This is a genomic window from Bradyrhizobium sp. WSM1743 (genome assembly GCF_000473065.1).
Taxonomy (GTDB): Bacteria; Pseudomonadota; Alphaproteobacteria; order Rhizobiales; family Xanthobacteraceae; genus Bradyrhizobium.
Genome location: NZ_AXAZ01000110.1, coordinates 1 through 14,968, shown reverse-complemented (window position 1 = coordinate 14,968; position 14,968 = coordinate 1). Strand labels below are relative to the sequence as shown.

At 59.5% G+C, this 14,968-nt stretch carries 16 protein-coding genes and 8 pseudogenes; 19 read left to right on the top strand and 5 right to left on the bottom strand.

The window, feature by feature from the left end; all coding sequences use genetic code 11:
* Positions 1-223, top strand: a pseudogene (locus tag YU9_RS46875) (IS5/IS1182 family transposase); the annotation flags it as partial.
* Here the strand turns inward: YU9_RS46875 and YU9_RS51310 are convergent.
* From YU9_RS51310 to YU9_RS46865, 3 genes and pseudogenes are all read right to left on the bottom strand, one after another.
* The gene (locus tag YU9_RS51310) at positions 207-533 is read right to left on the bottom strand and encodes a hypothetical protein (RefSeq protein WP_027577177.1); all 327 of its coding nucleotides are present in this window, start codon (positions 531-533) and stop codon (positions 207-209) included. The pseudogene YU9_RS46875 and the gene YU9_RS51310 overlap by 17 nt on opposite strands.
* Positions 526-822: a hypothetical protein gene (locus tag YU9_RS51305; protein WP_371259251.1), complete on the bottom strand. Its 297-nt coding sequence runs from the start codon at positions 820-822 to the stop codon at positions 526-528. Before YU9_RS51305 ends, YU9_RS51310 begins: the two co-directional genes overlap by 8 nt.
* A gap of 446 nt (positions 823-1,268) precedes the next feature.
* Positions 1,269-1,571: pseudogene (locus YU9_RS46865) on the bottom strand (formyltransferase family protein); the annotation flags it as partial.
* A 560-nt stretch (positions 1,572-2,131) separates the two neighbouring features.
* On the opposite strand from YU9_RS46865, the gene YU9_RS49420 reads away from it, so the two are divergent.
* From YU9_RS49420 to YU9_RS0136695, 3 genes are all read left to right on the top strand, one after another.
* On the top strand, positions 2,132-2,515 hold the full coding sequence (locus YU9_RS49420) for a hypothetical protein (protein WP_198028361.1): 384 nt from the start codon (positions 2,132-2,134) through the stop codon (positions 2,513-2,515).
* Positions 2,512-3,924, top strand: a complete 1,413-nt coding sequence (locus YU9_RS0136700) for an Asp-tRNA(Asn)/Glu-tRNA(Gln) amidotransferase GatCAB subunit A (protein WP_027577174.1) — start codon at positions 2,512-2,514, stop codon at positions 3,922-3,924. The genes YU9_RS49420 and YU9_RS0136700 overlap by 4 nt, the downstream gene beginning before the upstream one ends.
* Positions 3,925-4,400: 476 nt before the next feature.
* The gene (locus tag YU9_RS0136695) at positions 4,401-5,597 is read left to right on the top strand and encodes an IS3 family transposase (RefSeq protein ID WP_084299201.1); all 1,197 of its coding nucleotides are present in this window, start codon (positions 4,401-4,403) and stop codon (positions 5,595-5,597) included.
* A gap of 471 nt (positions 5,598-6,068) precedes the next feature.
* On the opposite strand, the pseudogene YU9_RS43775 reads toward YU9_RS0136695, so the two are convergent.
* Positions 6,069-6,957: pseudogene (locus YU9_RS43775) on the bottom strand (IS630 family transposase); the annotation flags it as partial.
* A gap of 55 nt (positions 6,958-7,012) precedes the next feature.
* Here YU9_RS43775 and YU9_RS50535 point away from each other — a divergent pair.
* The 6 genes and pseudogenes from YU9_RS50535 to YU9_RS51300 form a co-directional block, all read left to right on the top strand.
* Positions 7,013-7,168, top strand: a pseudogene (locus YU9_RS50535) (IS66 family insertion sequence element accessory protein TnpB); the annotation flags it as partial.
* A 55-nt stretch (positions 7,169-7,223) separates the two neighbouring features.
* The gene (locus YU9_RS46860; RefSeq protein WP_245266697.1) at positions 7,224-7,616 is read left to right on the top strand and encodes a hypothetical protein; all 393 of its coding nucleotides are present in this window, start codon (positions 7,224-7,226) and stop codon (positions 7,614-7,616) included.
* Between the two features lie 12 nt (positions 7,617-7,628).
* Positions 7,629-8,401: pseudogene (locus tag YU9_RS0136680) on the top strand (transposase); the annotation flags it as partial.
* A gap of 543 nt (positions 8,402-8,944) precedes the next feature.
* Positions 8,945-9,232, top strand: a complete 288-nt coding sequence (locus YU9_RS50530; RefSeq protein WP_027577170.1) for a hypothetical protein — start codon at positions 8,945-8,947, stop codon at positions 9,230-9,232.
* Positions 9,233-9,544: 312 nt separating this feature from the next.
* Positions 9,545-9,874: a reverse transcriptase domain-containing protein gene (locus YU9_RS50525; RefSeq protein ID WP_371259250.1), complete on the top strand. Its 330-nt coding sequence runs from the start codon at positions 9,545-9,547 to the stop codon at positions 9,872-9,874.
* Positions 9,832-9,945, top strand: a pseudogene (locus YU9_RS51300) (reverse transcriptase); the annotation flags it as partial. The gene YU9_RS50525 and the pseudogene YU9_RS51300, both read left to right, overlap by 43 nt.
* A 19-nt stretch (positions 9,946-9,964) precedes the next feature.
* Here YU9_RS51300 and YU9_RS50520 read toward each other — a convergent pair.
* Complete coding sequence (locus YU9_RS50520) at positions 9,965-10,180, bottom strand: hypothetical protein (protein ID WP_245266691.1); 216 nt, start codon at positions 10,178-10,180, stop codon at positions 9,965-9,967.
* A 71-nt stretch (positions 10,181-10,251) separates the two neighbouring features.
* Here YU9_RS50520 and YU9_RS43765 point away from each other — a divergent pair.
* The 9 genes and pseudogenes from YU9_RS43765 to YU9_RS49410 form a co-directional block, all read left to right on the top strand.
* A pseudogene (locus tag YU9_RS43765) lies at positions 10,252-10,521 on the top strand (transposase domain-containing protein); the annotation flags it as partial.
* Between the two features lie 2 nt (positions 10,522-10,523).
* Positions 10,524-10,757, top strand: coding sequence for a hypothetical protein (locus YU9_RS0136655; protein ID WP_027577168.1), 234 nt, complete (start codon positions 10,524-10,526; stop codon positions 10,755-10,757).
* Between the two features lie 33 nt (positions 10,758-10,790).
* A pseudogene (locus YU9_RS43760) lies at positions 10,791-11,864 on the top strand (IS630 family transposase).
* A 457-nt stretch (positions 11,865-12,321) separates the two neighbouring features.
* Positions 12,322-12,567: a hypothetical protein gene (locus YU9_RS48535; protein ID WP_156952339.1), complete on the top strand. Its 246-nt coding sequence runs from the start codon at positions 12,322-12,324 to the stop codon at positions 12,565-12,567.
* The gene (locus tag YU9_RS48530) at positions 12,564-12,845 is read left to right on the top strand and encodes a hypothetical protein (RefSeq protein ID WP_156952338.1); all 282 of its coding nucleotides are present in this window, start codon (positions 12,564-12,566) and stop codon (positions 12,843-12,845) included. The genes YU9_RS48535 and YU9_RS48530 overlap by 4 nt, the downstream gene beginning before the upstream one ends.
* 100 nt (positions 12,846-12,945) lie before the next feature.
* Positions 12,946-13,374 carry an extracellular solute-binding protein gene (locus YU9_RS48525; RefSeq protein ID WP_371259252.1) on the top strand — a complete coding sequence of 143 codons (429 nt, stop codon included), beginning with the start codon at positions 12,946-12,948 and terminating at the stop codon, positions 13,372-13,374.
* Positions 13,375-13,782: 408 nt separating this feature from the next.
* The gene (locus YU9_RS50510) at positions 13,783-14,358 is read left to right on the top strand and encodes an alcohol dehydrogenase catalytic domain-containing protein (RefSeq protein ID WP_305728073.1); all 576 of its coding nucleotides are present in this window, start codon (positions 13,783-13,785) and stop codon (positions 14,356-14,358) included.
* On the top strand, positions 14,274-14,555 hold the full coding sequence (locus YU9_RS50950; protein ID WP_371259249.1) for a hypothetical protein: 282 nt from the start codon (positions 14,274-14,276) through the stop codon (positions 14,553-14,555). Before YU9_RS50510 ends, YU9_RS50950 begins: the two co-directional genes overlap by 85 nt.
* A complete protein-coding gene (locus tag YU9_RS49410; RefSeq protein WP_198028363.1) occupies positions 14,465-14,881 on the top strand; it encodes a zinc-binding dehydrogenase in 417 nt (138 codons plus the stop codon). The genes YU9_RS50950 and YU9_RS49410 overlap by 91 nt, the downstream gene beginning before the upstream one ends.
* Positions 14,882-14,968: the final 87 nt, after the last annotated feature.

Genomic DNA, 14,968 nt, shown 5'->3' with positions numbered 1-14,968 from the left:
CGCCGCTCCGCGATCGAGCCCATCGGACATCTGAAGGCCGAAGGTCACCTCGGCCGCTGCTACCTCAAGGGCCGCGCCGGCGACGCCGCTAACGTCGTGCTCTCAGCAGTGGGCCACAACTTCCGCCGCATCCTCGCCTGGCTCAGAGAACTCTTGTGCCTGTTCCTGGGGCTGCCTATCGCGAACGCTCGCCTGTCCACCCAAGCTCAATCCGGCTTCTTAACGGACGACTTGTCAGGATCGAGGCCAATCTGGCGGTCGATCCACTCGTCTTGCTTCTTTAGGACGTCAGGCCGCTGTTGCTCGGTGCCTGCGAAGATCAATCGAAAGAGGTGGCGCCATGCCTGCCGGCCTCCTTCGCCAGCAGGCAGTTTGAATGAGAAGCGGCCTGATTTGGGAATCCCAAATGATTCAATCCGATCGGGAACCGCTCTAAGGAGACAGACGATCGTCATCGGGCTCACCCAGCCCGGGACTGGGGTGAGCGCGCCAGCTACGATGCGTGCGCCTTCAAAGTCCAGATCACTAACCAATTTCGGGTCTTCGGGTCGGCCTTCGTGCTCGATCCGACGTCGATGACAACAGCACCGGGTTTGATCCAGCCCCCCGAATAAGCTCAGGTTGGCCGACCACGGCAACAAGGATATCGGCGCGACGACACACCGAAGGAAGATCCTCGGTCCTGGCGTGCGCGATTGTGACAGTGCGAGTCTCCCGAAGCAGAACTGCGCAAGCGGTTTTCCGACGACTTGGAACACCCAACGATGACGGCATTGCATTAAGCCCGGCGAGATCGTGTCGAACGCCCTTGATCAGGAGCATACACCCCAGTGGCGTACAACCAGTGCACTTACGCTGAGCGAGAGTCTGCCCACATTCATCGGATGAAACCCATCTAAGTCTTTTGCCGGGTCGATGGCAGCCGCAACTTTTTGGGCGTCGATATGAGAGGGTAGGGCAACTGGACGAGAATGCCGTTTAAGTCGTCGGCGGCATTTAGACGATTGATCAAGGTAAGCAAGTCTGCCTCGCTCGTCGTATTCGGCGGTTAATGATGAAACGAGCAGAACCCCGCTTCGACCGATCTACGTAGCTTGTTGCGAACGTCCACCGAACTAGGTGGATGAAGAACAACGGCCATTCCGGGTGTAACGCCGCGCTCCGAAAGACTCGCCACTGCGCTCCGCAATTCGGAATGAAGCCTTGCCGTAACAGCGGCACCTATGAGAGCGGCCCCACACATCTGAGTACCATTCGTACCCGTCTATTCATCGAAAGATCACGGTGCGATCGCCATTCATCAGTATTCGATTTTCAGCATGCAGTTTGACCGCCCGTGCCAGGACGGCGGCCTCAACATCCCTCCCNATCGCCGACAGATCATCTGGTGTGAGGGAATGATCTNCACGGAGCACATCCTGTTCAGTGATTGGGCCTTCATCCAAATCGGCTGTGACGTAGTGTGCTGTTGCCCCGATCAACTTGACCCCTCGTGCGTGGGCCTGATGGTACGGCCTGGCTCTCTTGAAGCTCGGCATGAAGGAGTGATGTATATTTATGATCCTTCCGAACGCAAAGCCTCAGAAAGCCAGCGAGCACAAGTCCATTCGCCGCATAGGACCGAAAGTTCGCAGATACTGCGGGCGTGTTCGCGTCTCCTGTTCTCTTTGGAATTAATGCACATTTGCTGCGCGAGCATCAACATTCTTGCAGACATTCGACGAGCCGTGACCGGAATTCGCCGTCAAGGGTCGTCGTGGAAGCATTAACTTACGCGCACACTCGAGGTGTTCCTGAATGGCATCGGCGGATGCTCATCAATTTGAGTGAGAATCTTTGTTGAGTTCGAAATCACTGATCAATTCACTCGCCATTTCTTGGGGAGAGACGCTAACCTCTGGTATCGCTATTATGCGGTACACAACAGAGGATATTGAGCGAAGGGCCGGCGTCGGCATCGGTCGCACCGGCACATCGGCTGGAGACGGTTCGGGCGCCGGTGCTTGGCTTTCTCCACCGCGAATCTTACCACGATTGAGTCTGCCACCGTACCAGCCATCGGAAGTCCTGCGTTCCTGCCGAGCAAATAGGTACACTGTTCGAAGCAACGGCGCAGGCCGTAGAGCTATCCATGATCAACGCCACCATGGTGGCTGCCGGGTCGATGGTGGGGCCGGAGGCTAGGGTTGTCCCCGCCATCGAGCACGATGGTTTAAAGGCGGTTATGCGCAGCTATGGACAAATGAAGATTATGAGCACAACGGAAGCACTCGGCCCGATTCATGAGAGCTATACGATGATCGAAGAAAGAATGAGCGAATTTCTCGACCGTGTTGAATGGTGGATCGCCACTTGGCATGCCATTTCGGCGCCGAACGAGAATGCAAAGCGTGCGGCCGCCCGGCTTGCGCAGACGATCCACAAGCTCCAAAGTATGCGTGGGACCTTGCGTTTCGAGGACGAGCCGGCGAGCTTCAACGCAGCGCTTATAGAGACGAAGGGAAAGCCGTTATGAGCGATCCCGCCGCTTTCACCTTAACCGAGGCTGCTGACGCTATCCGTGAGCGCAAGGTTTCATCACTCGAACTTCTCGATGCGTGTTTCGCTCACATCGAGCGCGTAGGTGAAGAAATTAACGCCGTTATTTGGCTTGACTACGAGGGGGCTCGCAAAGCGGCGGTCCGGGCCGACCAAGCAACGAAGAACGGTGGCTGGCTAGGCCCCCTACATGGAATTCCTATGGCACACAAGGATATGTTCTATCGAAGGGGTAGTCCTTGCACCTGCGGCTCGCGAATCCGTAAGGACTTCGTGCCCGAGGTGACAGCAACTGTGCTTGCCCGTATGGACGCGGCTGGCTCGTACAGCTTCGGCGGGCTCAACATGGCCGAGTTCGCTGGCGGCGGAACTGGACACAACAGGGAATTCGGCGACTGTCACAACCCTTGGAATCTGCCTTATGTCGCGGGCGGCTCTTCCTCGGGGTCAGGTGCGGCGGTAGCCGCGCGCATGACTTATGCGGCTCTTGGATCTGACACCGGAGGCTCGATCCGGGTGCCAGCGTCTGCCTGTGGCGTCACGGGCATCAAGCCGACACAGACGCGAGTTAGTCGCGCTGGCGTGATGCCGCTCTCCTTCTCCCTTGACAATGTCGGTCCCCTTGCCCGCACGGCGCGGGATTGTGCACGCATTCTTTCGGTTATCGCAGGGCATGATCCCTTAGACCCAACCAGTTCAACCGAGGATGTGCCTAACTATGAGGAGTCACTGAACGGCAAGGCCGACGGCCTTAAGATCGGCGTGCCTGCGGCATATTTCTTGGAAAACGCGGATAAGCCGGTCAGTATCGCGTTTGACGAGGCCGTCGGGATGCTGGCCAGGCGTGGCGTCAAAGTAGAGCGCGTTGCAGTACCCTTTATTGATGCGATCTCGGCATACGTTCAGGTCCTGGCGCTAGTCGAGGCTACCTACAGTCATGCCGAGTGGATGCGTAAGCGTCCGCAGGATTATGCCCAAGATTTTTCATGGCTCTACGCTGGCTATGCCATTCCTGCAACCTGTTATTTGGAGGCCTTGTCTCGGCGCGGACCGATTCTGAAGGAGTTTTCAAAAGAAGTGTTCGGCCGAGTAGACGTGCTGGCGACCCCCACCATCCCTACCTGCCTTCCGACATTGGCGGAAACCGACATAGAGCACCGGTCGATTGACGATGAAACTAAGGCTAGGTTTTGGGCGAACGCCGAGATCTTCAACTACTTAGGCCTTCCGACCATCAGCGTGAATTGCGGCTTCGATCCAAACGGCCTTCCGATTGGTCTCTCCTTTACTGGGCGTCCATTCGCTGAGGCGGACATTCTCAAGTTAGCGGACGCCTATCAACAGGAGACCGACTGGCACAAGCGTCGGCCGCCGTTGCTGCCTTAGGATACAGCATGGTGCCGCAGGTCATATCAATCCGGAGAACGCTGCAAAGGTTGTCCGCGAGGATTCTGATTGGCTCGCGGTTAAGCGCCGCGGACGTATTGCCACTGTCGTGCTGCTCATAGAAGTGAAAGGCTCGCTTCAGGCATCGTACTGAGCGCTCGCTCCTTGTTCTAGGATGGTTCCGCCTATATCATCAAACTAGCACAACCTGGAAACAAGTGTTTTTGATTGCGCCGGCAATTGTGCACTGATAGCGGGGAGCCTGCCACGCCCGCTCGAATGAGTTCGATCGATCTCGGCAAAGCGCGTCATCGCTGCGAAGCCGCGTTAATCGATCAACCCTGCGGCGGTCCCAGATAAGATTGCCAGCTGCGAACGGCGCTGAGATTTGTCCGACCAAGATGGTAGAATTTGGTCTGAGCCCCGCCAATTCCTCCAAGAATGGGTAGAGTCCGTCACCTCTGAGGAGATGGACCGTGAAGCCAAGTCGGTTCACGGAAGAGCAGATCATCGGGATTTTGCGGGAGGAGGAGACGGGTGCGGCGACGGCTGATGTCTGCCGCAAACACAGGATCTCCAGCGCAACGTTCTACAAATGGAAAGCCAAGTACGGAGGTCTGGAGGTATCCGATGCCAAGCGGCTCAAGGGGCTGGAGGACGAGAACGCCAAGCTGAAGAAGCTCCTGGCCGAGGCAATGCTCGACAACGCCATGCTCAAGGACGTCGCAGCAAAAAAAATGGTGACGCCCGCCGCGAGGCGAGAGGCCGTCGCTCATCTGCGGACCACCTTCGAGGTGAGCGAACGGCGGGCGTGCAAAGCCCTGGGGGCAGACCGCAGATCGGTGCGCTATCGCAGCGGGCGAGCCGACGATGCGTCCGTGCGTGCCCGCCTGCGCGAACTGGCGGCGATCCGCCGCCGGTTCGGGTATCGCCGTCTGCTGGTGCTGATGCGCCGCGAGGGGCTGGTCATGAATCACAAGAAATTCCGACGTCTCTATCGCGAGGAACGGCTGCAAGTCCGCCGGCGGGGCGGGCGCAAGCGAGTAATCGGCACCAGGGCGCCAATGGTGATCCCACAATGCGCCAACCAGCGCTGGAGCCTCGATTTCCTGTCGGATGCGTTCGCAGATGGTCGACGGTTCCGCATTCTGGCGGTGGTCGACGACTTCACCCGCGAATGCCTGGCGCTCGTCGCCGATACCTCGCTGCGGGGTCTGCGAGTCGCACGCGAGCTCGATGTCATCATCGCCTGGCGGGGGCGGCCGGTGATCTGCCTGTCCGACAACGGCACTGAGCTGACCGGAATGGCGGTGCTGCGCTTCAGCCAGGAGAGGCAGATCGAGTGGCACTACATCGCGCCCGGCAAACCGACCCAGAATGCCTTCATCGAGAGTTTCAACGCCCGCCTGCGCGACGAACTTCTCAATGAGACGCTGTTCACTTCGCTCGCACAGGCTCGCACCGTGCTGGCGGCCTGGAAAGACGACTACAACAACGCTCGGCCGCACAGCGCCCTGGGCAATCTCACGCCACGCGAATACGCCAATCGCAGCGCTCCTGGACCGCAACGGGGCGGGACGCTGCGCTATGCTGAGGGCTCCGCGCCCCGCCCCGTTGCTTCACCGAGCCCCATGGGCTCATATTCAACCGGGACTCTTCCCATTGCTGGATGAAGCGAGGGGCTCAGACCAAATTCCCCCCGGTTGCCGAGACATTTCGAGAATCGGATCCCGTGGTGCTCGCTGGTTCGACCGACAACAAATTCCGGGCGCTCACTAGCGGGGTGAGTGAGTACAGGGACTCCCACGAATCGCCGACTAGGCAAAGGCTCGCTCGGATGAAATCAATGAAACTCCGCCCTCGCAGCTCTCGATAATATATATCCAAAAGCAGATGTACTGTCGGTCGCCGCAGGCGGTAAACAATGCACGATTTGGTCCTCGCGAACGCTTCGTGCAGGCCTGCCCAGGCTGGCTCGACTGCGCCTCAAGAACGTGCAAACAGTCGAGAAAAACATCGTCGGCGACAGCGCATCAGCGAGACAACTGCCGGGACAGGGCAAAAGGTTGATGCCGGACGCTAACAATGCTACGTTTTCTGACCATTCAGAAGAGCTGCGACGGCGAAACGCTAGTCATGTGAATCTAAAGTTCGCCACATAAAGTCTGCTGGGCCTTGTGGCAGAAGCGTTTGACGGAAGCCAAGATCTGGTCTGTGGACTTGGTCCATTTGAAGGGTTTCGGGTTGTTATTGTGCAGTTCGATGAAGATACGGATGTCGGCTTCAAGCTGCCTGACGGAGGTGTGAGCACCTCGCTGGATTTGCTTTCTGGTGAGTTCAGCGAACCAGCGCTCGATCTGATTGATCCATGACGCGGAAGTCGGCGTGAAGTGGGCATGACAGTGCGGCCGGCGAGCGAGCCACGCTTTGATCTTGGGTGTCTTGTGGGTGGCGTAGTTGTCGATGACGATATGGACAGCGAGCCCCTCAGGGATTTGACTATCGATTTCTTTCAGGAACTTCAAGAACTCGACCGCCCGATGGCGCTTGTAGCATTTGCCAATGACAAAGCCGGAAGCGACATCGAGGTCGGCAAACAGCGTGGTCGTACCATGCCGCACATAGCTGTGCGTGCGACGTTCCGGCACCCCTGGCATCATCGGCAAGACCGGCTGCTCGCGATCGAGTGCCTGGATTTGGCTTTTCTCATCGACGCTGAGGACAACGGCTCGGTTCGGTGGGGACAGGTAAAGCCCGACAATATCGCGCACCCTATCGACGAATAGCGGATCGCTGATGTCTGGCTACGGTGCGGCTGCAAGCCGAACGCCGCCCACATTCGGTGGATCGTGGTGTGAGAAAAGCCAGTTTCCGCAGCCATCGAGCGGATCGACCAGTGCGTCGCGCGGCCGGCGACGTACGCAATGTCCGCTCGATTACCTCAGCAACCTGATCGTCGTCGATGGTTCGAGGGCGGCCAGGGCGGGCCTCGTCAAGCAGGCCATCACAGCGATCCTTCAAGAATCGGCGTCTCCCTCCGGTGAGGGTCGCCTTGCCCGGTTAAGAGGAGTGCTGTGTAACAGCCCTTATGGACAGCATTAAGTTCAGTGCTCAGGTTGAACAGTTCGAGGTTGTCGAGACTGGCCGTCGCCGTCGCTGGACCGATGATGAGAAGCTCAAGATCGTTCTGGAGAGTTTGCGGAGACCTCGCGCCGTTTCATCGACAGCACGACGATACGGCATTTCGCGCTCGCTCCTGTTGACTTGGAGACGATCGTTTGGGACGCGGACGAGCGACATTGAACAAACTCAGCCAGCCTTTGTGGCCGGCGATGGTGATGCCGGATCCACCGTCGGCGCCACCGGTAGCTTTGGCGGGGCCAGCGGGCGGACGCATGGAGATTGTCGTTGGCAAGGCCTGTCGCGTGATCGTGGACGCCGGCGTTGATATGACCGCGTTGTCTCGCGTGTTGGATCTGCTGGAGCGGCGAATCCCGATCGCAGCAGGGGCGAGGATCTGGATCGTAACCGGTCACACGGACATGCGTAAGGGCATGCAGGGTCTGGCACTGCTGGTGCAGGCGATCGACTGGCGCAACCCCCACATAGTTGGCGGCCGCAGAGCGCAGGATAAGCAGCGCAATAGTCCCGTGAGATTGCAAAAAGGCCGTGCTAAATCGCGGCTTTTGTGATTCCATCGGTGCATGGGTGACGGTCCCGAAAATCTGCCGGAAGATATAGAGGCGCTGCAGGCGACGTTACTGGCCACGTGGGCCGAACTTGCCAGCGTTCGCGCCCAGCAATCCGACGACCAGGCGCTAATCGTGCACCTGAAGCTGCAGATCCAAAAGCTGAACCGTGATCGTCATGGCCCTCGCTCGGAGCGTACCGCAAGGCTGCTGGATCAGCTCGAACTGACGTTGGAGGAGCTCGAGGTTTCTGCGACTGAGGACGAACTCGCTGCCGAAATGGCCGCGGCCAAGACGACGAAGGTGGCCTCCTTCACGCGCAAGCGGCCGTCGCGCCAGCCGTTCCCGGACCATCTGCCTCGCGAGCGGGTGCTTGTGCCGGGACCGACGTCGTGCATCTGCTGCGCCGGTTTGCGGCTGTCCAAGCTTGGCGAGGACATCACCGAGACGCTGGAGGTGATCCCGAAATCCTGGAAGGTGATCCAGCACGTCCGGGAGAAGTTCAGCTGCCATGATTGCGAGAAGATCAGTCAGGCCCAGGGGCCTTCACGTCATCGCCCGTGGTTGGGCCGGCCCCAGCTTGCTGGCGATGGTGCTGTTCGAGAAGTTCGGCCAGCACCAGCCCCTACCGGCAGGCCGAACGCTATGCCAGGGAAGGCCTGCCGATCAGCCTGTCGACCCTTGCCGACCAGGTTGGTGGCTGCACAGTTGCGCTGACGCCCTTGTTCCGGCGCCTCGAGGCCCATGTCCTGAGTGCCGAGCGATTGCACGGGGATGATAGTGTGCTGCAGAAGCACACAGAAACGATGATCGAGATGATCTGAAAATCTGTGTGCACAAGCTGTGGGCGATGAGGGTAGGCCCCTCAGGATCGACTTTCAGGAGTAGGTTCAAATCACTTCAAGCGGCTTCGCTTAAGAGGCGCGGTCGTGAGCGTTGAAGCTAACGGTCGGGAATACCCGAACGGATAGGCGTCCGAGAGACGAATGAAAATGAACCCGCCGATGAACGTAACGTGGAAATCGTCGTCAAAACCAGAGGTGTGTCGTCCCTCTGGGATGAGCCCGCCGGAAGCCTGATGACCGGGCGGGCGGCGACCGGCGTTGAGGGGGCGTGAATCGGATGCAGGCGCTGCCGCGGAACTGCAGGAACCAGTCGCTCCGATGCAAAGGGAGAAGCACAAGCGGAGAAGACCGCGAGGCGAGAGTACCGACGCGGAGCACTGGGACGGACCGATCCGTATTAGCGACGAAGGCTCGTAATGGGGCCGGAGCGAAGGGATCGGATCAGGTGGGCTGGCCATCGTCGCAACTGACAGCAGGAGGACGACGGTGAACCAGCTGAGTAAACCGTTCAACATCGACAAGAGAGAGGTGTACGAAGCATATCTGGAGGTGCGATCCAATGGAGGCGCAGCCGGTGTCGACGGAGTGACGATTGAGCAGTTCGAGTCCGAGTTGAAGGGCAATCTCTACAAGATTTGGAATCGAATGAGCTCAGGCGCTTACTTCCCGCCGCCTGTTCGCGCCGTCTCTATTCCAAAGAAGAGTGGGGCCAAGGGATCCTCGGGGTGCCCACCGTGGCAGACCGCGTGGCACAGACGGTTGTCAAACAACTGATTGAGCCGGCTCTTGACGCAATCTTTCTGGTGGATTCTTACGGCTACAGACCCGGTAAATCGGCTCTCGATGCTGTAGGCGTGACGCTAAGTACGATTGGGTTCTGGAGTTCGACATCAAGGGACTGTTCGACAATATCGAGCACGAGCTTCTGCTGCGGGCCGTCAGGAAACATGTGACGTGCGCGTGGGCGCTGCTCTACATCGAAATGGCTGACAGCGCCGATGGTGCAAGAGGATGGAACAGTGATCGAGCGAAGCTGCGGGACCCCACAAGGGGGCGTGGTGAGCCCGACTCCTCGCCAACCTCTTGATGCACTACGCATTTGACCTCTGGATGGCGCGGGCGTTCCCCGCTCTGAGGTGGTGTCGGTATGCGGATGACGGGTTGGTACATTGCCGGAATGAGATGGAGGCGCAAAGCGTTCGCGAAGCGCTCCAGGCTCGGTTGGCGGAGTGCCGCCTGGAATTGCATCCTACGAAGACAAGGATCGTTTACTGCAAGGATGATCGACGCCGGGATAAAAGCGAGACGGTCATGTTGACTTTCTCGGTTATTGCTTCCGGCCACGATCGGTCCTGGGACCGCATTCGCAGAAGATGTTCTGTGGGTTCACCCCAGCGGTCAGCAAACCAGCGCTGAACGCCATGCGGGCTACGGTCCGAGGCTTGAAACTTCGCAGGCGAACAGAGGTGACGCTCGACGATATTGCTCGCGAGCTAAACCCGACGGTTAGGGGGTGGATCGCTTATTATGGGCAATACACCCGACTGCATTCTGCGCCTGACCGAGCAGCCTTTCTTGTTCGGCTGCACCGCCGACGCCGAGCGTGGCGCCTGCGATGATCTTGGCCTTGCCGAGCAGATCGGCCTTGTCAGCCGTGTCGATAGTCGTCGAGCTGCCGCGCAGATCATCGACGGTCGCGGTGGCGCGAGCCGGAGCCTGCACGCGATCCTCCGCGGTCTCCAACGCTTCGAGCGTGGCGGCGTCCCTATAGCGGGTTCAACGCGCTCTTCGATTGCATGACCAACAATGCGGCGGAGCGAGCGCTGCGCGGTTTTGCGCTGGGAAAAAAGTCCTGGCTCTTCGCCGGTTCCAATCGCGGTGCCGAACGGGCCCCGGTCATGGCGACGCTCATCATGACGGCGCGTATCAACAACATCGGCCCGAAAGCGTGGCGCGTCGACGTCTTCGCGCGCATCGCAGACATGCCACAGAACCGCCTGCACGAATTGTTGCCCTCGAACTGGACCCCTCCTGCGTCGATACCCTCCACCCAGGCGGCGTAGCCATGCACGTCAACAAGGTTCATGCCGTCTTCACCATCGATCGCGTCGCCAAGGACCTCGGAGAGGACAAGGACTGGCTCTGGGATGTCGCAAACGGAATGGAAACGGAGGACGGCGTCATCTGGGTTTACGGCATAGGTGAAGACGGCGTCATGGCGTTCACCGACTTCGGCATCGAAAACCTGGTGGAGCTCATCAGGCTACACAAGGAAAACCCCGAGCTCCTCAAGCGGTGAAATCGGTGATCCACTGTCCGCGGCTTAGCTCGGATGGATACTACTGAGCTTCGGTCGCTGACAATGCGGCGAAGGACGGCCCAGGCGCTGGCTCTGAGAGCCCGGATCGTGCTGAGCTGCGCGGAAGGCGGTCAGAACAAGGAGGTGGCGGCCAAGCTGGGCCTGGAGCGGGGAACGGTAGGCAAATGGCGGCGGCGGTTTGTGGAGCAGCGCGTGGCCGGCCTGCACGACGAGCTACGTTCCGGGGCGCCGCGCACCATTGACGATGGTCGCATCGAAGCCGTGATCGTGCGGGCGCTGGAAAGCTGCCCCGAGAACGCCACTCATTGGAGTTCTCGGGGCATGGTGAAGGCCGGCGGCCTGTCGGTGTCGACGGTGCAACGTATCTGGCCGGGCTCCAGCCGCACCGGCTGGAGACATTCAAGCTCTCGACGGATCCGAACTTCGTGGCCAAGGTGCGCGACGTCGTTGGCCTTTACGTCTCGCCGCCGGCACACGCCATCGTTCTGTGTGTAGACGAAAAGTTGCAAATCCAGGCGCTGGACCGCAGTCAGCCGATGTCGCCGATGCGTCCCGGCCAGCCGGCCCGAAGGAGCCACGACTACAAAAGGCACGGCCCCCCATCGCCGTTCGCCGCCCTCGACATTGCGACCGGACGGGTCATCGGCAAATACTACGGACGCCACCAAGCCGCCGAGTTCCGCAGGTTCTTAGACGAGATCGAGGTAGCCGTACCGGGCGAACTCGACGTCCATCTCGTCATGGATAACTACGCTACCCACAAGACCCCGCTGATCCGGAAATGGCTGGCTAAACGGCCGCGCTAGCACGTGCATCTGACCCCGACCATTTCGTCATGGCTCAATCAGGTTGAGCGCTTCTTTGCGCTTCTTACCGATAAGAAGATCAGGCGCGGCGTCTATCGCAGCGTAGCCGCCCTTCGGGCGGACATTACCTCGTTCATCGAACGACATAACGCCGATCCCAAGCCGTTCCGGTGGACCAAATCAGCCGATGACATCCTTTGCTTCCATCGAATGCTTCTGCCGTTACAATGCCCCGGTACAATACGAGGCGATGTTGCGAACTTCTGGTTCAGGATACTAGATCTCAACTTGGATATCGCTCCGGGTGAGTTCTTGATCATGCTGGGACCGTCCTGCTCCGGCAGACTACAACCCTCATGCTGCTCGCCGGCTTCGAGGTGCCGACCCGGGGCTCTTTTGGAGAGGTGTCCCATCGACAAGCTACCCCCACACACGCGCGACATCGGCATGGTATTTCAGAACTACGCGCTCGTCGCATATGACCGTGAAGCAGAACCTCGCCTTCCCGCTTAAGCTCCGGGGTTGTGGTCAAGCTGGCGAATTCGGAGGGCGTTGTGCAGCTCGAGCCGGGAAAAGCGATCAGTATCGCCTGGAAAACAGAAGATTGCAGAGTGCTCGAGCCGTCATGACGATGGCCCGAGGTGCCGTCGACGGGGCGGGCCGGGAGTTTGACAGCGCCGCTCCTTGGGGGCGGCTTAGGAGAGAGAGAGAGAGAGAGAGAGAGAGAGAGCAAGGCGATGAGCCCATTGATTGTCGATCGCGCCGTAGTCGACCTGAGAGCCGGTGCGCTTGCGTCAGCGAAACTCGCCTTTGCGGGCGATCAGCTGACGATTGTTTCCTGGGCGGGGCCAACAGGAGACCCTGCGGAAAGCCTATTTCGAGCCGTTCACACAACCGGCATCAAGATTACAGACGACGTGTACAGCGGCGACATCGGCCGGGTCCGTCCCATGGCCGAATCCAAGACAGTGAGTTGGGCGTGATCGATGCCGGCGCGTCGGCGGCCTGGGTCATGTGCGCCCAGGGTGGTCTCCTTGAGACGATTGACTGGAAAAGGGGTGGTCTTGACCGAGCCAAGTTCGGTGACGTCGTCAAATTTGATTGCGGAGTTCCGATCCAGACCAACGCCGCAGTCGTCGCCTATGACAAAGATAAGCTGACGAACGGTCCCAGTAGCATCGCCGACCTGTTTGACACCAAGAACATCCCGGGCAAGCGCCGACTTGGAAGAGTCCCTATCCGAATCTCGAATGGGCGCTGATCGCTGATGGTGTACCCATCAACGAGGTCTACAAGGTCCTCAGCACGCCCGAAGGTGTCGACCGCGCCCTTCAAGAAGCTCGACACGATCAAAAGGCGTTATCTGGTGGAGGGCCGGCGCCCAGGCGCCGCAGCTGTTAGCCGACGGCCAAGTGGTCATGACCGCGGCTTTCAACGCCCGCATCACCAGTGCTGCAAAGGAGACGGCAGGCATTTCGAAGTTATGTGGGATACCGCGCACGGGGGCTGGGCCTACTTGGTCATTCCGAAGGGTACTCCGCGTCTGGATCGGCTACAAATTCCTCGCTTTTGCCGGTACACCCCAGCCGCAGCTCGACCTGACACGCTACATGCCTTACGGGGTCGCCAACAAGGATGCAATGGCGCTTGTCGAACCGGCGGTGCTGCCCAGCCTTGCAAACGCGCCTGACCATGACGCCCGCGCTCTGAATACTGATTTCCTGTTCTGGAGTGATAAGGGCGATGATCTGCGCCAGCGATTTACAGCTTGGCTCGCGAAGCAAGAATAAAGGAATGGCGAGAAGAAACTGCGAGCAATGAGAGCCTCGCGGTTGCCACCAAGACCGTGTTCCCGACCAATGCGTGGCTTCTCAACCGCGCTCGCGAGATCCTGGTCCGACCGGCCAAGCGGCAGGGGCCTCGCGTTGCGCCAATCGTATGCGCGGGTGGCAAGTTCGCTCTGATGAAGCATCAGCGCTGTGCCTACGCCAAGCAGTTCAAGCGGACCAAGCAGCCCTCAATGAGGCTCAGGAGCGGCTCCAGATGCGGCAGCAGCCAGAAAGGCTGCTGAATTTGCAGAATTTCTTCAATTTCCTGCATTTTTCGCCGCTTTCGACAATTCCGAGCGCTTTATCTTAGTCAGTGCTGTAGCATCTTGCAGCAGCGTTTGCTTAGCGCTTATCGGCAAAGGTAGTCCATTGAAGTTTGAAGCGGCAGTCTTGTCCGAATCGCACGCGCCGCTCTCGATCGAACTGCTCGAGCTCGCCCAGCTATCTGACACCGACGTGCTGGTCCGCGTACAGGCGACGAGTCTTTGCCACACCGATCTTGAAGCGGTCGAAGGCCACTTCGGTACACCACTGCCGCTAGTTCCGGGCCACGAGGCGGCTGGGATCGTCGAGTGGATCGGCAAGTCTGTCACGCAAGTGCAGATTGGCGATCACGTCGTGATGTCGTGGAATCCGCATTGTGGCGAGTGCTTTTATTGCACGCGTCATCAACCGATCCTATGTGAACCGTATCGTGCGCGCACTGCACAGTCATACCATTTCGATGGCCGTCCTCGTCTTACGCGCGAAGGCGGCGCACCGGTGCATCAGCTGATGTATTTGGGCGCTTTCGCCGAAGTTTGCGTGATCGATGAGCGCTGCGCCGTCAAGGTGCCGCACGACATTCCGTTCAATCGCGCGTGTCTTATCGGCTGCGGCGTAAGACTGGCGTCGGTGCGGCGACGCATATCGCAAAAATCGAGAAAGGCGCGACAGTTACTGTGATCGGCTGCGGAGCTGTGGGCTTGTCCGCGGTCCAGGGCGCGCGCCTCGCAGGCGCGTCCCGCATAATAGGGGTCGACCGGCAACGTGAGAAGCTCGAGTCGCTGCGATCGTCGGCGCCACGCACACGCTGCTTGCCGATGATGCGCTCGATGCTTCGCACTCCCAACTCACCGATGTTCGCGGCGCCGATTGCGTGATCGAATCCGCGGGGACTCGCGCGGCGTTTCGCGCAAGCGTTGAGCTGGTACGGCCCGGCGGTCAGGTCGTATGGCTCGGCAAGCTGCCCTCCAACGACGAGATGTCATTCCGCTGGGGCTCGCTGATGGGTGAAAAGCGCATTATGCGATCGAGTTACGGCGGTGCCGATCCGTGGCGCGATTTTCCCTGGCTCGCCAAAGCTTATCTCGGCGGCTCGCTCAAGCTCGACGAATACGTCACTTCGACCCTCTCACTCGTCGACGTCAATGTCGGGCTCACGCGCCTCGCTGCCGGCAAACNCATCCGAGCGGTGATCGAGTTCTGAAATGGCGCATCCACCGCTCGCGCCCGGCTGGATCGACGCGCCGCATCAACTCGCATCGCTTGGGCGCTTGCCGCTCGAATCAGGGGA